Source organism: Paraburkholderia sp. CNPSo 3274, from assembly GCF_024206475.1.
Lineage (GTDB): Bacteria > Pseudomonadota > Gammaproteobacteria > Burkholderiales > Burkholderiaceae > Paraburkholderia.
In genome coordinates, this window is record NZ_JAMBPR010000105.1 from 1 (window position 1) to 19562 (window position 19562).

General features: G+C 61.8%; 16 protein-coding genes and 1 pseudogene. 11 read left to right on the top strand and 6 right to left on the bottom strand.

Annotation, left to right across the window (positions count from 1 at the left end):
• Positions 1-194 (bottom strand): annotated as a pseudogene (locus M3I54_RS39560) (IS256 family transposase); the annotation flags it as partial.
• A 266-nt stretch (positions 195-460) separates the two neighbouring features.
• On the bottom strand, positions 461-1066 hold the full coding sequence (locus M3I54_RS39565; RefSeq protein ID WP_254345527.1) for a TetR/AcrR family transcriptional regulator: 606 nt from the start codon (positions 1064-1066) through the stop codon (positions 461-463).
• 72 nt (positions 1067-1138) lie between these two features.
• On the opposite strand from M3I54_RS39565, the gene M3I54_RS39570 reads away from it, so the two are divergent.
• Together M3I54_RS39570 and M3I54_RS39575 are read left to right on the top strand one after the other, a co-directional pair.
• Positions 1139-2119, top strand: coding sequence for an NAD-dependent epimerase/dehydratase family protein (locus M3I54_RS39570; RefSeq protein WP_254345528.1), 981 nt, complete (start codon positions 1139-1141; stop codon positions 2117-2119).
• A gap of 2 nt (positions 2120-2121) precedes the next feature.
• Positions 2122-2466 carry a DoxX family protein gene (locus M3I54_RS39575; protein WP_254345529.1) on the top strand — a complete coding sequence of 115 codons (345 nt, stop codon included), beginning with the start codon at positions 2122-2124 and terminating at the stop codon, positions 2464-2466.
• Positions 2467-2662: 196 nt separating this feature from the next.
• Here the strand turns inward: M3I54_RS39575 and gspG are convergent, their stop codons facing one another.
• Positions 2663-3127 carry a type II secretion system major pseudopilin GspG gene (gene gspG / locus M3I54_RS39580; RefSeq protein ID WP_254345548.1) on the bottom strand — a complete coding sequence of 155 codons (465 nt, stop codon included), beginning with the start codon at positions 3125-3127 and terminating at the stop codon, positions 2663-2665.
• 383 nt (positions 3128-3510) lie between these two features.
• Here gspG and M3I54_RS39585 point away from each other — a divergent pair, with 383 nt between their 5' ends.
• From M3I54_RS39585 to M3I54_RS39595, 3 genes are all read left to right on the top strand, one after another.
• Positions 3511-4083 carry a GNAT family N-acetyltransferase gene (locus M3I54_RS39585; RefSeq protein ID WP_254345532.1) on the top strand — a complete coding sequence of 191 codons (573 nt, stop codon included), beginning with the start codon at positions 3511-3513 and terminating at the stop codon, positions 4081-4083.
• A 66-nt stretch (positions 4084-4149) separates the two neighbouring features.
• Positions 4150-4437 (top strand): DUF1330 domain-containing protein, encoded by a 288-nt coding sequence (locus tag M3I54_RS39590; protein WP_254345533.1) that lies wholly within the window; start codon positions 4150-4152, stop codon positions 4435-4437.
• A gap of 755 nt (positions 4438-5192) precedes the next feature.
• Complete coding sequence (locus tag M3I54_RS39595) at positions 5193-6359, top strand: porin (protein WP_254345534.1); 1167 nt, start codon at positions 5193-5195, stop codon at positions 6357-6359.
• A 57-nt stretch (positions 6360-6416) separates the two neighbouring features.
• Here the strand turns inward: M3I54_RS39595 and M3I54_RS39600 are convergent, their stop codons facing one another.
• Positions 6417-6773: an acetamidase/formamidase family protein gene (locus M3I54_RS39600; RefSeq protein WP_254345537.1), complete on the bottom strand. Its 357-nt coding sequence runs from the start codon at positions 6771-6773 to the stop codon at positions 6417-6419.
• Between the two features lie 757 nt (positions 6774-7530).
• Between M3I54_RS39600 and M3I54_RS39605 the strand changes: the two genes are divergently transcribed.
• The 3 genes from M3I54_RS39605 to M3I54_RS39615 all read left to right on the top strand — a co-directional run bounded on the left by M3I54_RS39605 (position 7531) and on the right by M3I54_RS39615 (position 9366).
• Entirely contained in the window at positions 7531-7716 is a 186-nt protein-coding gene (locus M3I54_RS39605) for a hypothetical protein (RefSeq protein ID WP_254345538.1), read from the top strand.
• Positions 7717-8070: 354 nt separating this feature from the next.
• On the top strand, positions 8071-8247 hold the full coding sequence (locus M3I54_RS39610) for an NAD(P)-binding protein (protein ID WP_254345539.1): 177 nt from the start codon (positions 8071-8073) through the stop codon (positions 8245-8247).
• A 51-nt stretch (positions 8248-8298) separates the two neighbouring features.
• Complete coding sequence (locus M3I54_RS39615; RefSeq protein WP_254345540.1) at positions 8299-9366, top strand: NAD(P)-binding domain-containing protein; 1068 nt, start codon at positions 8299-8301, stop codon at positions 9364-9366.
• A 372-nt stretch (positions 9367-9738) separates the two neighbouring features.
• Here the strand turns inward: M3I54_RS39615 and M3I54_RS39620 are convergent, their stop codons facing one another.
• On the bottom strand, positions 9739-9975 hold the full coding sequence (locus M3I54_RS39620; RefSeq protein WP_254345541.1) for a hypothetical protein: 237 nt from the start codon (positions 9973-9975) through the stop codon (positions 9739-9741).
• A gap of 587 nt (positions 9976-10562) precedes the next feature.
• Between M3I54_RS39620 and M3I54_RS39625 the strand changes: the two genes are divergently transcribed.
• The 3 genes from M3I54_RS39625 (at position 10563) to M3I54_RS39635 (ending at position 12595) form a co-directional block, all read left to right on the top strand.
• Positions 10563-11366, top strand: coding sequence for a hypothetical protein (locus tag M3I54_RS39625; protein ID WP_254345543.1), 804 nt, complete (start codon positions 10563-10565; stop codon positions 11364-11366).
• Positions 11367-11673: 307 nt separating this feature from the next.
• Positions 11674-12081, top strand: a complete 408-nt coding sequence (locus M3I54_RS39630) for a metalloregulator ArsR/SmtB family transcription factor (RefSeq protein ID WP_309249679.1) — start codon at positions 11674-11676, stop codon at positions 12079-12081.
• Positions 12074-12595, top strand: a complete 522-nt coding sequence (locus M3I54_RS39635) for an SRPBCC domain-containing protein (protein WP_254345546.1) — start codon at positions 12074-12076, stop codon at positions 12593-12595. Before M3I54_RS39630 ends, M3I54_RS39635 begins: the two co-directional genes overlap by 8 nt.
• Before the next feature lie 409 nt (positions 12596-13004).
• Here M3I54_RS39635 and M3I54_RS39640 read toward each other — a convergent pair whose 3' ends face one another.
• Positions 13005-19328: an autotransporter-associated beta strand repeat-containing protein gene (locus tag M3I54_RS39640; RefSeq protein ID WP_254345547.1), complete on the bottom strand. Its 6324-nt coding sequence runs from the start codon at positions 19326-19328 to the stop codon at positions 13005-13007.
• Between the last annotated feature and the right edge of the window lie 234 nt (positions 19329-19562).

The following is a 19562-nucleotide window of genomic DNA, read 5'->3' on the forward strand; positions in this document are numbered from 1 at the left end:
CCCGCCGGATAACCCAGATGGTGTCCAAGTTCGGCACCCAGCGCCCGCTCGATCAGCGCCTTCTTGAACGCGGCTGAAGCGGCGTGCACCGCTTCGGCGGTCATGGGTCCCTTCACGAACTGGTCGATCAGCTCCTTCGGAATGGACGGTAACGCTGTCTGCGCTTCGGTAGTTGTCTTGGGTTTGCGTGGCATACATGCTCCTTGAGCTACATGTTATGCCTTGAACACAAAATCTATGACAGACCCGAGCCGTCCCCTGCCATCGCGCCTGCCAGAGACCGCTACCTCTGGCACGAGGATCAGTAGTTTCCTCAACCCGAACCAGGAAGACTCGCCAAGGACACAAAAAGGAAGCGCACGTTAGGTGCGCCTCTTCCATTCGTGTGAAGCACGCCGCCGGACTGTCGAATACCCCGTCGCCCCTCGTCGATTCAGGCTCGACATCGTATGCGGCGCTCTTAGCGAAGTGCAGCCGCCACCGCCTCGTCGATCTGCAGCGCAAAGCGCGCTTCAACATCGGGCACCGTGTAGCCAATGGACAGTTCCAGATACGCGTCGCCTAGTACCAACTGAACGAATGTCGCTGCCCGCAACGTTGCAGTCGATTCGTCAAATCGTTTTCGCAGAATTTTTGCGGCGACGGCACGCACGACCTTTGCACCATTTTCGTAAAACACCTGGCCGAGTTCCGGAAGACGCTCGGCCTCAGCAACGACGGCCCGGTAAAGCCGCAGATAATCCGGCACGATAAGGATTTGTGCCAACACCCATCCCAACTCGCGCAACTCGACTTCGGGTGAGCCATCGGATTGGTCGCCCTGAGCGCTGGCAAGAAGCCCACCTACCTGAGCGCACATCGAACTCACCAGGCCAACGAAGAGCGCCTCCTTTGACCTGAAGTGACGGTAGACCGTCTGTTTGCCGACGCCAGCGGCCGCCGCGACATCGTCCATCGTTGCCAGGCCGAAACCCTGGCTTAAAAAAACGGTTTTCGCGCCGTCGAGGATGGCAGACCGCTTGCGGCGTTGCAGCGGGCTCAGGCCAGGAAGAGAGGAAGCGTGCATGCGAAATAAATACCAGATCGCCGGACAGTTGACAAGACTGGGCAGTCTCGTCTACATTTCCACGAACGAGACTTGCTGGTCTCGTTTGTATGGCTGTCCAACTTCGCAGGCAATCGTTGGGAGAACGCTTTGGAACTGTTCATTACAGGCGGTACTGGCTACATCGGGCAAGCGGTCGCGCGCAAGGCAATCAGCCTCGGCCATCGGGTGACGGCGCTGGTGCGCCAGGACGGGTCGGCGGCCGCAAGCGCGCTGGCACGTCTCGGTGTGAAACTGCATTCCGGCGACCTGTGTGAGCCACAGTCTTTCGCTGCAACTGCCGGTGCTGCTGATGGCGTGGTGCACACCGCGTCGACCAACGATGCTTCTGCCGCTGCTGCCGATGAGGCCGCGGTTGTAGCGATGCTTTCTCAATTGCAACCGGGCGCGGCGTTTGTCTATACGTCGGGCACCTGGGTCTACGGCAATACGGCGGGGGAGCCCGCGACTGAAGCATCGGCGCTGAACCCGACACCACTCGTCGCCTGGCGGCCCGCAGTGGAGCGATATGTGCAGGCGCTAGCAGCGAGCCGTTCGATTGCCGCGGTGATTCTCAGGCCGGCGATGGTGCACGGCTACGGCGGCGGCATCTTCGGCATGCTTGCCGGGATGGCCCGTCAGACTGGCAGTGTGAGGGTTGTCGGCAATGGTCACAATCACTGGCCTGCCGTTCACGTCGATGATCTCGCCACGGCTTACCTGAGCGCGGTGGAGCTGGCGGCAAGCGGAGACGGTCGAGTCACGGGACAGATCTTCAACGTGGTCGCGCAAGAGGCTGTTGCCGTTTCCGAAATGGGTGAAGCGATTCGGGCCTCGGTCGGCGCCGATCGCGTCGAACTCTGGCCGCTCGACGATGCCCGCAAATCGCTTGGACCGTTCGCTGACGCACTGGCGCTCGACCAGACAGTAAGCGGCCAGCATGCCCAGCGAGTTCTTGCGTGGAAACCCCATGGCCCCGGCCTGATTGCGGACCTCTCTGCACAAAATCACTTTCAGCAAACTAACGGAGCATGACGATGGCGTGGAACAGTGCGTCTCTCGAATCGACCCTCGCGATGATCGTCGCGGTTCTGTTCGCGGTTGCTGGCGTGGTCAATCTCGCAAGACCCGGCGCGGTGAAGCGCGACTTCGCACGCTGGGGTTATCCGGCATGGTTTCAGTTGCTCTGTGGCGCACTCGAGTTGCTCAGTGCGGCACTTCTTGTTGGACAACAAACCAGAGTCTTAGGCCTGACGTTGGCCGGCGCGATCATGATCGGCGCGCTCTTCACGTTGGTGCGAAATCGAGAGCCATTCCGGCATCTCGCCCCGGCGCTGGTCTTTTCGGCTCTGGTTGTGGTCACCTTCGCTGCCCGCGGTTGAGGCTTCCTCACCATCGGGCGAGTGATCCCGGGACGCTAACCGGCCGCTCGGGCAACCCGTGCTGCAGGTACTTGATATGCACACGGATAGCCCGTCTCCCTCGCACGCTATTGAATCCCAATGTCGGCTCAACTCTTGCGGATTCAACCGGTGGATGCAACACACTATGGACTGTGCGAGCCGTGAAAGGGGCAGGCTATTCCCACGATCCTGTATCGGCATCGTTGCCTTCGCCGCCTTGCTTTGCGTCGGCGCCGTAGCTAAATACGTCGATCTCGCTATGCACGCCCGGATTGAGATACCGATACGCGTTACCCCATGGATCGTTCGGCAAACGCTGGAGATAGCCGCCGTCCTTCCAGAAGATCGGCACCGGATTAGTAGCAGGTTTCTCGGTCAGCGCCCGCAGGCCTTGCTCCTGGGTTGGATATCGGCCGTTGTCGCGGTGGTAGCGCGTCAGCGCTTCCATGATCATGTCGATGTCCTGTTTCGCAGCGCCACGCTTCACCCCTTCGGGGCCGCTCATGATCTTCAAGGCGACTAGTGTGGTTAGCAGGCCGAGCATCGCAACCACGACGATCACTCTCTTAAACGCAAACCCTTGCTGATCACCACTGCGCTGACCCGCGATATCCGTGCGGCGATCAGTCCTCGTTTTCATAACTTGTTGCCTGTTGTTCGGGAAGAAACGCACGGGCTTCCTCGCGGCCAGAGAGCGCGCAAATAAGCCCGGCCGGTCATTCTAAGTTTTGTCGTGGTAGCGATGTAAAGTAAATGTAGTCTTCGGAGCGGCCAGACAATGGATGGGGATGGGTGAGGCCGCACGGCGAGGTGCGACACCTACGGACGTTCATCAGGCCGACGTATGGTGATAGAGGTAGAAACTGTGCACACTGCATTTTTATCTTTCGAAGATGCACATTATGCACGCCGCTAAGCTGGCGAACTGCATATCATGCAGCCTTCGCTGAAGACAATTCAGCGCATGAATGCGCCACGGATCTTATGATCCGAGGCTGATATTTTGCTGAACTGGCGACTTTCATGACCAACGACATCCACTTTCGCGCGGCCTCACCGACCGACGCCGACCGCTGCTACGAAATCGAGATCTCCTCCTATGAGGGCGACAAGGCGGCAACGCGGGAGAAAATTGCGACGCGCATCGCCCAGTACCCGGAAGGCTTCCTCGTGATGGAACGGAGCGGCCGGATCGTCGGCTTCATTAACTCGGGGTGCGCCTACGATGTCGTGATGTCGGACGAAGCATTCAAGGAGCTCGTCGGGCACGATGCAGCGGCGCCAAACGTCGTCATTATGTCAGTCGTCGTAGACCCCGCCGAGCAAGGCAAGGGCTACTCAACTCTACTGATGGAGGCCTTCGTGAGCAGGATGCGAGCGATGGGCAAAGCCACCATTCACCTGATGTGCAAGGACCGGCACGTCGACCTGTATCGGAAGTTTGGTTACCAGTACGTGAGACCGTCAGAATCGACGCGCGGCGGGAGATCGGCCAGGAAGCTGCCCCCTATGATCGCCTCGCGAATGTTTGTTTGCGAGGATCACGGGGTTCTCTCGCCCACGCGACGGGTCGACACTTGTGCCGAAGCTGCGTAGCGAGGTCCCAATGCGGTTCCATGGCATCATCACCTGCACCTTCACACCACCGCAGGAGCGTACGCCATGCCGACTTATATCGTCTTCACAAAGGAAAGCACGCTGGATCAGGGTGAGCTCGACACCTATCAAAGCAAGGTGGGCGAGACCTTTAAAGGTCATCCCGTGAAGATCCTCGCTGCCTACGGACGTCAGCAGATCCTTGAGGGCGACGCGCCAGAGGGCGTCGTGATCGTGGAGTTTCCGTCGACGGCGGCCGCGCGCGCGTGGTACGACAGCCCGGCGTATCAGGAGATCGCGCAGCACCGGTTCAAGGGCGCGCGCTATCGCGCCGTTCTCGTCGAAGGCGTGTGACGAAAGGCGGCGACGATCGGGCGCGCGGAGATCAGCGGGCCTTCACCTATGACTGACGCTGCAGGAGAACGTCTGTGTTCTTTCTCCAAGCACACATCGCGCCTTGCCTGTGCGAGGCGTCTGAAGGTCCACTTTGTCCGCTTCGTCCGTTCGAACAGGAAACCCGGCGGGTAATACCGCTGAAGCGCTGGCATCCGCAGCGACTGTAGCGTCGTCGTCGCCGCTGCACGTTGCGACACGCGTGAACGCTACGACAGATGCTTCACGCCCCATGACGGCACAAGCCCGCTACTGCGCCGCTCGATGGCAGAAATGGGGGACGACGCGACCTACGCAGCTGCGCTGAAGCTAGTCCATGCGGGCCGCCCGGTTGCGGCCGTCGATCCTTTCGTCAAGCGTCATCCATGGAGTTCAGTGCTGCTGGGCAGCGGGCGCCGCGATCGCCATGACTGCAGCCGCCGGACGCCGCCGCGCCTGGCGCGGCACCCTACGGACCGGCTGGCACGGCGCTAGCTCACGCACCATTCAAGTGAATATGACCCGATTTATATCAAATTTAGTAACAATACAAAGAGACAATCCGGCATTGCAAACACGGAATAGTCCATCGATCGCCCGCCCGCACAAGCCATTGCGCCCTTTGTTACGTTTTTGCGACAGTCTTTTTTTTCCGTTTCTTGAGTTGTACGAGGTCCCTTATTCTCCGGCGCGCAGCAACAAATAAATCCAAAAGATTCAGGGACACTGAAATACAGATGAAAAACAGCAACATCAAGGCAAGCGTTATCGCTGTTGCCGCTTTCGCAGCATCCTCGGCAGCAATGGCACAGTCGTCGGTCACCCTGTACGGCATGCTCGACGCAGGTATCGGTTACACCTCGAACGTCGATGGCCACTCGAAGGTCAGCCTCGATGGCGGTGCCTCAGGTTCGAACAAGTGGGGCATCCAGGGTCAGGAAGACCTCGGCGGCGGCCTCAAGGCAGTCTTCAAGCTCGAAAATGGTTTCAACATTGCTACCGGCGGCATCGGCGGCCAGGGCCCCATTGGCTCCTCGCGTTCGCTGTTCAACCGCCAGGCCTACGTAGGCCTCACGTCGGACCAGTACGGTACCCTGCGTATGGGTCGCCAGATCGACGCCGTGACGGAAATGGTTCAAGGCCTGACAGGCGATGCCGTTTCGGCTTCGACATTCTCGACCCCGGGCGACGTGGACAACAACGACAACACGACGAACCAGAACAACGCCGTAAAGTACATTTCGCCTATCTTCAAGGGTTTCCAGGCTGAAGGCGCGTACTCGTTCGGCGGCGTTGCCGGTGCTATGGGTTCGGGTCAATCGTGGTCGGTGGCTGCGGACTATGCTCAAGGTGGTCTGACGGTCGCTGGCGGCTACTTCCATGCTGCAAACCAGGGTGAGAATGGCTGGCAGAACGCAACGGCACAACCGTCGTTCGGTGGTGCTCTGGGCTATCCGAGTTCGGGTTACTACGGTGGCAATGCGTTCAAGAGCGCGGGCATCGCTCAAATCGCTGGCCAATACCAATTTGGTCCGTACACGGCTGGCCTGCGGTACTCGAACGCTCAATATGAAGGCAACGATGGCCAGGCATCGATCCACTTCAACGTAGTGGGTGCCCTTCTGCAGTACCAGGCAACCCCGGCGCTGTCGCTGGCTGCTGGATACACGTACGTCTACGGTTCGGCAGCCACGCCTGCGCAAGCCGCTGAGGGTCGCACGATGGCTTCAATCAACCAGGCGTCGCTGGGTGCTACGTATGCGCTGTCGAAGCTCACCTCGGTATACGTCATGGGTGCCTACGTCCATGCTCTGGGCGCTCAGGCTTCGGCTGCTGACTTCGGCAACACCGCATCGGGCAGCAACCAGGTCCAAGCCAACGTTGGCATGTACCACAGGTTCTAATCGCAGGTTCACAAGTCCGGGGTAGTGGACGCATTACCCAGACAAAGAAAAGCCCCGCTAGTGAATTGCACCCCAAAAATTGGCCGTTGATCCAATCTTTGGGGTGTTTTGTTGAACATTCCGGTTTTCTGGACAGACTTCCGCATGACCTCGTCTACTTCGAAGTCGCATCAGAATGTCGATCATTCCAGAGACGGCAGCCCGAGCACCTTCCATCAGATCTGGACCGATGCCAGTGGTGACTTCGTAGCCTTTCGTATCGAGATGACGGCTGACAGGGCCCGGCGTTGTAAAGCGGGAAAACGCGAGGTTCGCCTTTTTGACCAGGTCGAATTTCGCTGTTAGTGCTACTGGGCTCTCGATGGCCGTCCCGCATACCTCGCCGTCACCTTGTGCGGCGTGCGTGTCACCCACCGAGAATAGCGCGCCCTCTACACTAAGATAAGCCTTGTTATCGAAATAGCAGGACTACTTATTTAAATATACGCTCTAGAGCGCGTGTGCCCACGCATCCAGTCTGCCCCACTTCGGATGAGCGCGGACTTCTAGACGGACTCGTGCGGTTGCGCAATTCACACGCCGGACTTCCGGTGTCGGCCTCCTCTGCCGTTCGCCTTCAGGCTTGGCCGGCCACTCAAGCGGCTGCCCCCCAAAAGAACAGACCTTCGTGTCACGATCACGTCGGACGGGTTATCGGCCTCAGCTGACGGTATATGATCGGGAGCCGTGGGGCGGCCGCACATCCCTTTGCGGGCACTCGCTAACCGGTGTCGACGAATGGCAACGCTTACCGCCGTCAAATGAGTATTCACGACCAAGACCGGCCACGAACGCGGAGGGGACCCGCCCTTCGAGGACGCCTATCGTACTGCGGTGGTCACCAACTGCGCCTGCAGCGCCTGGATCTCGGCCCGCGCGCTCTCCTCGATTCGGACCGCAGGCTGAGTCGCCGCCTCGGCATCGCGGTGCTGCCGCGCGCTGGCTGAATCGTCGAGTCCGATCGCGGCGAGTCTTCGATGGACCATCTCGGCTACTTGCCTTTGGATGATTAGCGATTTCCGCTTGTTTAGCTGTGCAGCCAAGAAGCCCAATCGGAATCGGGTCATCAGCGTAAGGCGATTAAGCAGACTATCATGATGGGAAGCTGCCTTCATCAGCGCAGGAGCACATCATGACGTCGAATCCAACCAGTGAGCCGACGGGCGCCTCCCTCGACCCCGCGCAAACTTCCACCAGCACGACTCGCCAGCCCGATCCGAAGGGCCTGCAAAATCCGGCCCCGGACGACCTTCCCGACGCCGACGCGGCGGAGCCTGAGCCTCACGAGCATCTCCCGTCCAGAAGCGACGACAACTGAATCAGGTGCCGACACCTGGAAGCGGATCGGGAGCAATGGCACTGTCCGGCCGTCAACGGACGTAGAGCCACGCTTTCGAGCTGACACTCAAACGTCGCGTCCACCTGGACAACGGTCCTCCGCGCGCGGCTTACGGCGGTCACGCAGTCGACCCATGATCCCTTTGCGCAACGTCGGGCAGGCAATTCAACGGGAACGTCGTGAATATCGCTGCAGCATTCGCCGCCTACACTTTTCAGGAATATTTCGTTTGCTTCCCTATTAGGCCCCATGACGTTTTGTATGAGGAACACATCATGACCTGCAAGTCGTTCTGGGATCCAGAGTGAGGGACATTTTGCACATTCCACATCCATGGCCACAGGTTCGGATTTCGATTTGGTTATCGTTGGCGGTGGCATCGGCGGCGTTATCTGCCTGAAGTACGCCAAAGACGCCGGGCTCAAGACTCTGGTCCTGGAGCGCCGGGAGCGTATCGGCGGGCTGTGGCGTGATCTTCCCTCGTGGCAGGACATCCAGTTTCGCAAGTAAGACTGGACGCTCGGCGATGTCCCGCTGTCCGACGAAAGGCAGCCGGGTATTTTGCGCAACATCGAAGCATGGGTTGAACGGTTCGATCTCGCGCCTCAAATCGTCCTCAATGCACCGGTCACGAGCGCACAGTCCTGCGGAGACGGCTGGCAAGTGACGACAGAGGGAGCCCTGTATCAATCGAGGTGGCTTATCGCTGCCACAGGCGGACACAATCGCCCCGTCGTACCGCAGGTCAAGCGGAATGATTCGTCTATCGCCGAGTATCACTCGTTCGAACTGTGCAATCCGGAAGAGTTGAGAGGCAAGCGCGTCACTGTCGTGGGTGGCGGCGCATCGGCGTACGACCTGCTTGACTTATGCTTCGCATACCAGGCGAGCAGCATTGCGTGGATCTATCGTTCTACCAAGTGGATGCGCCCGACACGCCAGGTCAAATATCTCGGGACTGACGTACGCCTGTTAGCGAAATACCAGATGCTGGGTCTTTCCACGAGCGCGATGAACCGCCGCATCAATGAGGACTTGCGGGCAAGGTACAAGAAGGCCGGAATCACGGAGATCATGCCGGAGGGCGACTTCGACATCCGTCGCGATCAAATCATTCCAGGCCGGCCACGCATGATCCAGGGCTTCCGCAGCATCGAGCGCCACCGCGGTGAAGTCCAGTCCGTCCACGGCAAGACGATTCGCCTCTCGAACGGTGACGAGATCGGGACGGGCCTGTTGCTTTGGGGAACCGGGTACGCCATGGACCTTGGCTATCTGGGGCTGGATTCGCTTACAAAGGCGAGTGGGCTGAATGAGATCTCCGCTCGCTGCTACTCCGTCTTTCGCTCAATCGACGCCCCCAACCTCTTTCTCCTGGCGCCCGGCGTGCTTGAGACAAATACCTCGACGCCTTGGGCCTACGCCCATGTGGCAAGGTCGATCATGTCCCACATCACAGGAACCACTGTCTTTGTGGACCCGCCGGTTCAGGCTCTCACGAATCGTTATGACCTTGTCAAGATGTTGGCACCACACGACCGGCGGAACTACTCGTTCGGGCATTGGTACCTCAAGTATCTTCGGCTTGCCATGTTCCATCCAAAGGCACGGCCGATGCCCATCCCTTGAACTACACCTCTGATCGATTTAGCGAATAAGAGAACCCCGCCAGGATCAGTGATAGCCGGCGAAGTGACGCTTTCATTGCGCTCGGAGTGAACGCAAAAGTGTCACCTCGAGACCGATCTGCCGCCCGCCGCCGTCCCGAAGGCAGTGACACATTCATTGCGGCCTACGCTACCCGACCGTCTGGCGACAGTCGCTTGCTTATAGCACGTGGGACGTCGAACTGCCTGTTGGCCAGTTACTGTCGCTTGCGCTCCGTCGGTGATCGTCTGCAGATGCGCCCCGCCCGCTGTTTGCAAGGCGACGAACTTTTGCGAGCGCAAACTTGCATGCGCAGCGTGATAAGCGTTGCGCGCCGAGCCGGCAGGGAGCGAATCAATCCACCGGCCCAAGCAACACGTCGATTGCAGCTTGTCCAGCGATTTCGCCAACCAGGTAGGCCCATCGTTCAGTGAAGGGACCATTGCGCAGGAGCACGCGGTCTCCCCGCGCCCCGAGGACATTGAGGTTCGCGCCGCCTTTGATCTGAACGGTCACGTCGAACATGTCTTTGGCAACCGGAGCCAACTCGACGTGAATTTCGAAACTTCGATATGTAATCATTCGATGCATGAAAAGCCTCTGCGTGGTTGTCGTAGACTGCATTGGCCGTTTGAACAGCCGCTGTTCAAACGATACAACCATCAACGGACACGAGTGATTCCCTGGCGACGGAGGTGTGCCGCGGCAGTGCCTCGAGACAGGATTGCTGCACGCCAATGGCGGGAGCGCCGGTTCGGCGGGGTCATCGATGGAGTGATGTTCCGCGTTGCGAAGCACGATTAATTCCCGGTCGCTCCAAAAACAGCGGGTCCATGGAAATGCCGGCGAGTTGCCCACGACGCAGGGCCGACCAGACGGTGGTTGTGGAAAAATCAGCCGGGCCAGCCGTGTCGGCATTCGCCAACCAGCAAATGCAATTTACTCGCGCGTCCAGGAAGGAACCGGGATCGGGCGTTGACGCGGCGTCGTTCGATGTCTCTAAGGGGTCGAATATCGTCCATCTGCACGGCGGCCGATCTGGCCAGTCTGTGCCTGGCCAGCAGAGACCCATAACCTGATTTGAAAAGGCCGATCCACTGGTTAGATTTGATGCCATGTCCCCTCCCCGACGTAGCAAGCGGTCATGTGGATCTATACTGGGGCACCTGGAGGCTCCAATGGCTAATCAAGACAGACTGCATCCGCTACGTCCGCTTCTGAAGAATTGGGTTTGGGAGCATGGCCGAATCGGTACTCGATATCTGGACTACACAGATGGCGAAATCAAGTTTGACGACGGCAAGAAGTCGCGCTTCGCGGCCGAAGAATACATTTACGTGCCGCTCGACAAGGATGCTGACGACGATGCGCCTGTGGAAGGTCCTGCGATCCAGGAGGCGGGGCTTGCCCGGTTTTTGAGGGCAGCGCAGTTAGGCAGGCCCGAGGAAGCCGGCACTATCGTAGAGGTCCAGCGCGCAGTGCAGGACTGCATGGAACTCGGCCTGTTCAGCGCATATCAGTTGAGCGCCCAGGCGGCCGCCGCACGCTATGCGCAAGAACCCATGTTCGAGGATGAAATCCGCGCTGCAGTTGTCGACGATATCCGACGTATCTACGCGGGCATGCGCGAGCAATTGGCGCTGTACGATTTCAGTGTGCTTTACGGCTTGCCCACGCCCCTGCTCATCAGCGAGGCGCCGTTCATCGACTGGCGCACGCGCGCTAGTCCGGCCCTTCCGTTTGTCTCGCTTCCTCTTGGGCCATACTGCCTACTGGTGGGTGCGCCATCGGGCAGGAGCAGCCGAATTGCCCCCGTGGTCTGGAAGCCCGCCGCGGCAATGGGCCCGTTGAAGGACCACAACCGCCAAATCTCGGAGCACGCACGGTTGTGGCTGGTGGCGACCACTGATGACCAACTCGTCGCGGTACAAAGCCGCTTTGCTGAGGCCAGGAGCCCCAAGCCAGAGGATGCGAGGCCCTGACTGAAGTCGGCGGGAAACGCGCGGCGGGCAGCGGCCGAATCATGAGAGGTAGGCGCTTGTGTCGTAAGCAGGGCCGGGACCGCCCGAGTGTTCGTGCTGGCCGGGCTCCTGCGATGCGGCAACGTCTCTGTGCGGCCATGAAGCCGACGTTGGTCGGTGCTCGCGCCGAGACACCCTGATGTCGGCTGTGCAACCGATACGCGTCATCCGGACTGGGCCGACCCTGCAGGGATAGCATGACAAGCGGATTTGGCTTGAGACATGATTAACCTATCGGCTAATTAACCAATTTGGAAAGTTATTGGAAGTGGACCACCTCAGCGTCACATTTGCCGCACTGGCTGACCCGACGCGGCGCGCCATCCTCGCCAGGCTGGCGCAAGGCGAAGCGACGGTTGGCGATTTGGCCGGCCCTTTCGATATGAGTGCGCCGGCTATCAGCAAGCACCTACGCGTTCTCGCAAGGGCCGGCCTCATCACTCAGGGGCGCGACCGCCAGTTTCGCCCCTGTCGCATCGCGCCTGCGCCGCTCAAGCAGGCCGCTGACTGGGCACTGCAGTATCGTGCCCTGTGGGAACAGCGTCTCGACCAGTTCGACAGCTACCTGCAGCAACTGCAACAGAGGCCTATCAAGGACCCCCACGGAAAGGCCGCGCCGAAAACTACGTCCAAAGTTTCCTCAACCCGAACCAGGAAGACTCGCCGCAATGACTGACAAAGTTTCCGCTCCCTTCGTCATCGAGCGCCGCTTCGCTGCGCCGCGCGAACTCGTATACGCCGCGTTGACTGAAGCTGAGCATTTGAGTACGTGGATGAGCCCACCGGGGATGGAAATGTCCCACTGCACAGTGGATGCGCGTGTCGGTGGCGTCTTTCACTACGCGATGAAACCGCGCGACGTGCCCGACGCTCCCGCGATGTGGGGCAAGTGGACGTTCCGCGAATTGACGCCCCCCGAGCGAATTGTCGTCGTCGTGCAGTTCAGTGATGCCGAAGGCGGAGTGACGCGACATCCGATGTCCGTGCAATGGCCGCTTTATACGCTGTCGACGACGACACTCAGCGAAGTCGAGGGTGGCACGTTAATGCACCTTGAGTGGCGCGCTCTGGACGCCAGTGAAGCCGAGGAAGCCATCTTCGACGCGTCGCACGCCAGCATGTCTCAAGGTTGGGGCGGAACAATGGACGCGCTCGACAAGTACCTCACGCAGCAGCAAGCCGAGCGCTGAGTCGAGGCGGACACAGAAAAGGAAGCGCACTTCAGGTGCGCCTCTTCCGTTCGTGTGACAACACGCCGAGGCCGGACTGATGAATACCCCGGCGCCCCTCGGCGATCTAGTCGCGCTTTGCCGTGATCTGCGCCTGCATCTCGTCGCCGATGTCCGACACGCTCTCGGAAGCGGTCGCCTTGCCGAATTCTGGCGTATGTCTCAGAAGGGTCGCTTATGCCTTTCGCATACCGCGCGCGCCCGAGGCCATCTCCGCGGCCGGGGGTGGACTCTATGCGGCCATGACGCGACGTTCGACCCGCGCAACTGAACGTCCGCAGGTTTCTGCGCAAGAGTCATTCAGCTGTCGGTCTTGCCCGATCGTGACATACAGGCACCGGCAGCATTAGAACAATTGGAGTCCGAACCATTACCACGCGTACCTGATACCCACATCGCCCCAGACACCCTTGCGCTGTCCACTCGCTGAACTGTTGACCGAGAACTGATAGCCGAACTGGCCATATATGCTCATACGCGTCTCCAGCTTCGCTGTGAACCCCGCGGCCACATCCATACGCGTCGCCTGCTGCGACAGCGGCACCTGATCACCCCCGGAATACGTGGTCGTGGCCTGGGCGCCCCAGTCTCGCCAGAGATTGGCGCGCACATACGGCTGCCACACCTCGCCATTCGAGCGCTCGATGGTCCATTGCCCTCGCACGCCCAGCCGCCCGCTCACGCCTGAGGTGGAGCCCGGATCGACCGGGCCGAGCCCGTCATTGGCCTCGTTCAGCCCGACATGTTGCCAGATGATCTGCGCCTGCGGCTCCAGCACGAATGCGGGTCCGAGCGGCAACGCGAGCGGGTAACCCGCTTCCAGCGACGTGAGTATTCCGGAGCCCGAAACCGGCAGCCGCGCGTTCTGCGTCGTCGCATTGCCGTTGTAGTACGTGCCCTGCAGCACCGCATCGATGTACCAGCCGCCGGGACCATAGTGCGTCCAGTAGGCGCCGCCGGAATACGCATTGAGGCTCAGCGTGCCGGTGCTGGAAGGCACGTATGCGGTCGCGGCCGCATTGGTCACGAGCCCGCTGACGTCGACATTGCTGTTGCCGTACGCGAAGTAGACGCCGGTGGCGTCATGATGGCCCGGCAGGAAGCTGCCGCGCCAGACATCCACGCCTGCCTGGAAGCCGAGCAGGTGACCGTCGGCACTGGCGTTGGTGAAGGTTTGGTAGCGGTTGTCGATCTGCTGGCCGAACAGGCGCGCCCAGCCGGAACGGGTCCAGCCTGCGTCGCCGGTGCCGCCCTGCGCGTCGGTCAGCGTGTCGCCGATGCGCTCATGCAGGGTACCCAGCATCGTGAGGCCCATCTGTCTAGCGATGGGCTGCACCACCGAGTAGGTGGCAAGTTCCGGTCCGATGATCGGATATTTGGCCGCCGGTAGTGCGTCCGGCAATGGGTCCAGAGGCAGGGTATTGCCCGCAGGGATGCCGTCTGGTTCCCCCAACAACGATTGCGGCGGCGGTGGCACGACAGGGGTTGTCGTGACCGGCGTTGGTGGCACGATGAAGTCGGAGCGCAGGAACCAGTCCTGGGGAGCGCTACTGTCGACACTGCCCCGGAACAGGCGATAGTCGAAGGCGCCGGCACGCAACTCTCCATTGAGCACGAAAGCGCCAGGCGCCGTGGTGCCGCCATTGACGGCCTGAATCACGCGGATGCCGTTGTTCAGGGTCTCCGCTCCGCTGGTGCCAGTGGGATGCACGACCACCGCGCTCGTCCCGCTTGTGGACCCGCCGTCGAGCACCAGACGGCTCGACGGCGAACCGTCCGAACCCAGGAACGTGTTGAAGACCACCTGCCCCTGCGGGTCGCTGTAGTTGCCGCGGATGGTCAGTGCGCCATAGCCGGTATCCCCGGCCACCGGATTGCCGGGCCAGACTACGCCCTGGTTGAGCACGTTGCTGATCACCGTGCCCGTGCCGGCGAGAGTTCCGGCCGGCAGGACCGTGGTGGGTGACTGGATCGAGCCGTTGACGGTCAGCGTGCCGTTCTGCACGGTGGTGGGGCCGCTGTAGGTGCTCGCGCCGGTAAGCACCAGCGTGCCGGTATTGGTCTTGGTCAGGGCGCCCGTGCCACCGATGACACCGTTCATCGTGAGCGTCCCGGCAGGCGCGACATCGAACGTGCCGCCACCAGCGTTGAGCGTCGTGCTGCGTGCCGAGGTGAAGCCCGGGCCGGCGACCGCCAGCGTGCCGCCGTCGAAGCTTAGTCTGCCCGCTGCCGCGCCGAGATTGCTGTCGGCGGAGACCTGCATCGTGCCGCCGCCGATCGCCGTGCCGCCCGCATACGTGTTGGTGCCTCCCAGCACCAGCGTACCGGTGTCTGTCTTGGCCAGCGCGCCCGCGCCACCGATCACGCCGTTCATCGTGAACGTGCCGGAAGGCGCGACATCGATCGTGCCGCCGCCGGCGTTGAGCGTCGTGCTGCGTGCTGACGTGAAGCCCGAACCGGTGACCGCCAAGGTGCCACCGTCGAAGCTCAGGTTGCCCGTTGCCGCGCCGAGATTGTTGTCGGCGGAAACCCGCAGCGTGCCGCCGTTGATCGCGGTGCCACCCGTGTAAGTGTTCGCCCCGGCAAGGACCAGTGTGGCCAGATCGGTCTTCTCAAGCTCAGTGCTGCCCTGCAGCACTGAGTCGATGGTCGCGGTATAGCCCGCGCCGTTGGTCGTGCCATCCCCGACACGGATGGTCGTGACACCCGATCCCGCCGTGGTCTCAAGCAGCGTGAGCGGCCCGCCATTGATGACATAGCCATTGGACGCGAACTGCATGCCTGAGGTGCTGACCTGGCCAAGGCTGTTGTCCACCATCACTGTGCCCGGCACCGCCTCGAAAATTGCATAGCTTCCGTTCGCCCACGGCGCGTTGAGGGTGCCGGTGGTGTTGGTCCAGTTGTCATTGCCGATAGGGCTCTGCCAGGTGCCGCTGCCACCGTCGATGCCGCCGCTGTTCCTGTTTCCCGTGGCGTCCCAATAGGTAAAGGTCACGCCAGTCGTGTTGACCAGATTCACTTCGCCGGGCACCGAGAGCTGCACCACCGCGGTGGTCCCCGCTGGCAGGGTGCCCAGCGCCAGTCCGTTGTTGGTCAGCGCACCGCCGTACGAGAAAACCTGGTAAACGCCCGGCCCGAACGTGGTGCCCGGTGACTGGGCGACGTTGAGCGTGCCATCCAGTGTCAGGTTGCCCTTCACTACGGTCAGGTCATTCAGCGGAACGCCCGGCACAGTGGACTGGCCAAAGCTGTAGTCGAGGGTCGAACCGCTGGTGAGGCCAAGATCCCCCTTGATAGTCAGGGTCCCGATGCCCCCCGCGGCGCCGCCAGGTGCGAGGGTGCCACCGGTCACGCTGACGCTTCCGCCGATGATGCCGGTGCCACCCAGCGTCGCGCCGCTGGCGACCGTGGTCGCACCCGTGGCGGCCGTCTGGTCGCCGTTGATATACAGGGAGCCGCCATTGACGTTTGTGCCGCCCGTGTAGCTGTTGGTGCCGGCCAGAACCAGCGTGCCAGGGCCAAGCGCATTGAGCACGCCGGGAGCACTACCGTCCGAGATGACCCCGGTCAGGGTCTGGGTGGTTCCCGCCGGCGGCGTAAAATCCGGATCGCCGGTCAGGGTGATGTTGTTCCCAACCGTATAGTTGTTACCGCTCAGCCATGACAGGGTGGTGCCAGCGGCCATGGCCAACGGGCCCGTACCCAACGCCGAATTGTTGCCGATAACGAGCGTGCCGCCGCTGAGCGTCGTCGTGCCGGTGTAGGTGTTGCTGGGAGTCGCGTTATTGGCAGTCAACACTGCTGTGCCGGGGCCCGTCTTGGTCACGCTGCCGGTGTTCCATAGCAATGAGCTGACAAGGAGGCTGCTGGCGGGCCCAATGGTGTTCAGTGTCAGCCTTCTACCGTTCAGATTCAGGCCGGTGCCGGAGGGATTGGCTACGTTGTCCTGGGCCCCGCCGGAAGCGACAATGGTCAAGCCACCGTTCATGACCACGCCCCCATTGTTGCCGGTCCCGGTGAAATCAAGTGTCCCGCCCCCCACCGCATCGAACGTCACTGTTCCATGAATGTCTTCCGCGTTCACCGGGTCAACAATCAGCGTCGAGGGGCCGTTCACGTTAAAGGTGGTTGAGCCTATGGGTGTTCTTACGCCCGGTGAGGCCAGACTAAGGGTTGCGCCGTTGGAGACCGTGGTGGGGCCGGTGTAGGATTCGGCGCCAGCCGAGGCCAGCGTAGCCGAGCCGCCTGCCACAGTGAGTCCACCCGAGCCGACGATCGCGCCGGTGAAGGTGTCATGGGCGTTCGACAGGGTTAGCGTCTGCGCACCCAGCGCGACGTTCCCGCTGCCGGACAGTGTCGTGATCGAGGCACCGGCGCTCGTGCCGGAAATGTCAAAGGTGCCACCGCTGGCCACGGCCACGCCGCTGGAGGTGCCGATCGAGCCGGTGCCGGACAGCGCCAGCGTGCCGGCGCTGATGGTGGTGCCGCCGGTATAGCTATTGGTTCCGGTGAGAAGCATCGTGCCGTTGCCGACCTTGGCAAGATTCTTTCCGCTGCCGTCAATCGGTGAATCGATCGTGGCCGTGATGCCGCCGTCCACGTTCAGCGTTCCCGTCGCGGGCCCCGGCGTCAGGCTGCCGCCGGACAGGGTGTAGCCATTGGTCGAGAATTGCAGCGTGTCGAAGGTCTGCGTGCCCTGGACCGTGACTGCGCCGCCCGATGCCCCCGCAAAAACGCCAACCGAGCCGCGCCATTGATCGTTGATGCCCGCCTGGCCCGGCATGCCGGTCCAGTTGGTGTTGGTGCTGTTCCAGACGCCGGTGCCGCCGTCAACGACGCCATTGCCGGTCTGGTCAGTGCCGTCCCAGAATTGCATCAGCTGGCCGCTGCCGAGCAGCGAGAGGTTGACCTGGCTGGCGATGTTGGTCAGCACGGTGGGCGTGAAGCTGCCTGCACTGACCTGCGCATAACTGCCGGAGAGCGTGCCGCCGTAGTTGAACAGCCGGTAGTAGCCGGCCGATGGCGCACCGGCGATGCTCAACGTGCCGCCGAGCGTCAGGTTGCCGCCGACGCTGACGAGGTCGTTGCCCGTCCCGCCCACGACGCCCGGTGCGCTCAGTTCGAAGACTGACGTCGAGCCGCTATTGAGCGCGAGCGAGCCGACCGAAAGGGTGCCGGGGCTGTCGCCTGGCGAAAGCGTACCGCCACTCTGCACGGTGACCGTGCCGCTGATCGCGCCCGTCCCCTTGAGCGTGCCGTTCGCCTGGACGGTCACTGCCGTATTGGCCAGGGTACCGTCCACCTCCAGGGTGCCGGCTGCGACATTCGTCGCACCGCCCGAGTAGGTGTTGGCCCCGCTCAGTGTCAGCGAGCCAGTGCCGGCCTTGGTCAGCCCACCGCTACCCGAGATCACGCCGGCAAACGTCGTGTTGCTGACCGTGCCCGCAGTCAGGCTGTTCGTTCCCAGCAGCACCGTGCTGCCAGTGACGCCCGACAGGTCCTGGATCGTCTGGTTGCCTGTCGCCGCGCTGATGTCGAAGCTCGTCCCTGACGCGGCCAGAGTCACACCGCTGGAGCTTGCAATGCTGCCGCCCGCACCCAGCGCGAGGGTGCCGGCATTGATGGTGGTTGCGCCCGTGTAGGTATCCGCACCGCTCAGCGTCAGTGTGCCCGTACCTGCCTTGGACAGTCCGCCGTTGCCGGTGATCGTGCCGGCAAAGGTCGTGTTGTTGGCAGCGCCAGCTGTCAGGGTGTTGGCTCCCAGCAGCACCGTGCTGCCAGCGACACCCGACAGGTCCTGGATCGTCTGGTTGCCCGTCGCACCACTGATGTCGAAGCCCGTGCCCGGAGCGGTCAGATTCACGTTGCTGGAGCTTGCGATGTTGCCGCTGCCGACCAACGCCAGCGTACCGGCGGAGACTGTCGTGCCGCCGCTGTAGGTATTGGCGCCCGTCAGAACTGTGGTGCCGGGGCCGATCTGGCTGACCGTTCCGGTGCCGGAAAGCACTCCGCCGTAGGTCGTTGTCGTGCTTGTCGCCGGATCGAAGGCCAGCGCCCCATTGTCGGTGATGTTGCCGGAAATCGAGCCGTTGGCGGTGCCATTGCCCAGCTGCAGCATGCCAGCCGAAATCGTCCAGGGAGTGGTCGTCGCGGTTGCGCCGGTCAGTGTCCAGGTACTGGTGCCAGTCTTCTGGAAGGCGGAAAACCCCTGGTATTGGGCACCTATCTGCGACACATTGAAGGTACTGCTCGTCACCCCGCCAAGGATGAACGTGTTGGTGCCGGTACCAGCCACATTGCCGGTAATCCTTTCGTTTGCGCCTGCGTCGATTTCCAGGCTGTTGGTGCCCCCGGTGAAGGTGATCGCATTCGCCTGGGTACCGCCGCCGCTCATGCCACCAGCAATGGTGCCTCCGTTGATGATGGTCAGGTTGCTGCCAGTGATGCCGGCACCGCCGTTGCCGACAGTGCCGTGGGCGCCGCTGCCGGTACCGGCACCTCCCGTAGCGCCGTTGCCGCCGGCAATGGTGCCGGTCGCGGTATTGGTGATGGTCAGGCTACTGCCGCTGATGCCAGCACCGCCGCTGCCACCGTTACCGCCGGGACCGGTTTCGGAGCCGGCGGCCGCACCAGCGCCACCGTTGCCGCCGCTGATAGTGTTGCTATTGATGATCGTCGCACCTGTGGCAACCACGCTGTCGCCACCACCGCCTCCGCTTCCGCCTGCGGTGGTGCTGCCGCCGCTACCGCCACCACCACCCGCACCGCCGCGGATATTTCCCGAATTCGAGAGACTGCCGCCAGACGTCATTAGCACGCCCTGGCCGCCGCCGCCGCCGCCACCGCCACCAGCGGTGGTGCTCGGGTCGCCAAAGCCACCGTTTCCGCCGCTGCCGCCCGTGACAGTCGTGCCTGAGTTGATGGTGAC

Excerpts from the sequence above, each read along its gene's own strand:
- M3I54_RS39605 (WP_254345538.1), top strand. The coding sequence starts at position 7,531 with ATGACGTCGAATCCAACCAGTGAGCCGACGGGCGCCTCCCTCGACCCC.
- M3I54_RS39620 (WP_254345541.1), bottom strand. The coding sequence starts at position 9,975 with ATGCATCGAATGATTACATATCGAAGTTTCGAAATTCACGTCGAGTTG.
- M3I54_RS39575 (WP_254345529.1), top strand. The coding sequence starts at position 2,122 with ATGGCGTGGAACAGTGCGTCTCTCGAATCGACCCTCGCGATGATCGTC.
- M3I54_RS39585 (WP_254345532.1), top strand. The coding sequence starts at position 3,511 with ATGACCAACGACATCCACTTTCGCGCGGCCTCACCGACCGACGCCGAC.
- M3I54_RS39635 (WP_254345546.1), top strand. The coding sequence starts at position 12,074 with ATGACTGACAAAGTTTCCGCTCCCTTCGTCATCGAGCGCCGCTTCGCT.
- M3I54_RS39565 (WP_254345527.1), bottom strand. The coding sequence starts at position 1,066 with ATGCACGCTTCCTCTCTTCCTGGCCTGAGCCCGCTGCAACGCCGCAAG.
- M3I54_RS39590 (WP_254345533.1), top strand. The coding sequence starts at position 4,150 with ATGCCGACTTATATCGTCTTCACAAAGGAAAGCACGCTGGATCAGGGT.
- M3I54_RS39625 (WP_254345543.1), top strand. The coding sequence starts at position 10,563 with ATGGCTAATCAAGACAGACTGCATCCGCTACGTCCGCTTCTGAAGAAT.
- M3I54_RS39610 (WP_254345539.1), top strand. The coding sequence starts at position 8,071 with ATGGCCACAGGTTCGGATTTCGATTTGGTTATCGTTGGCGGTGGCATC.
- M3I54_RS39595 (WP_254345534.1), top strand. The coding sequence starts at position 5,193 with ATGAAAAACAGCAACATCAAGGCAAGCGTTATCGCTGTTGCCGCTTTC.
- gspG (WP_254345548.1), bottom strand. The coding sequence starts at position 3,127 with ATGAAAACGAGGACTGATCGCCGCACGGATATCGCGGGTCAGCGCAGT.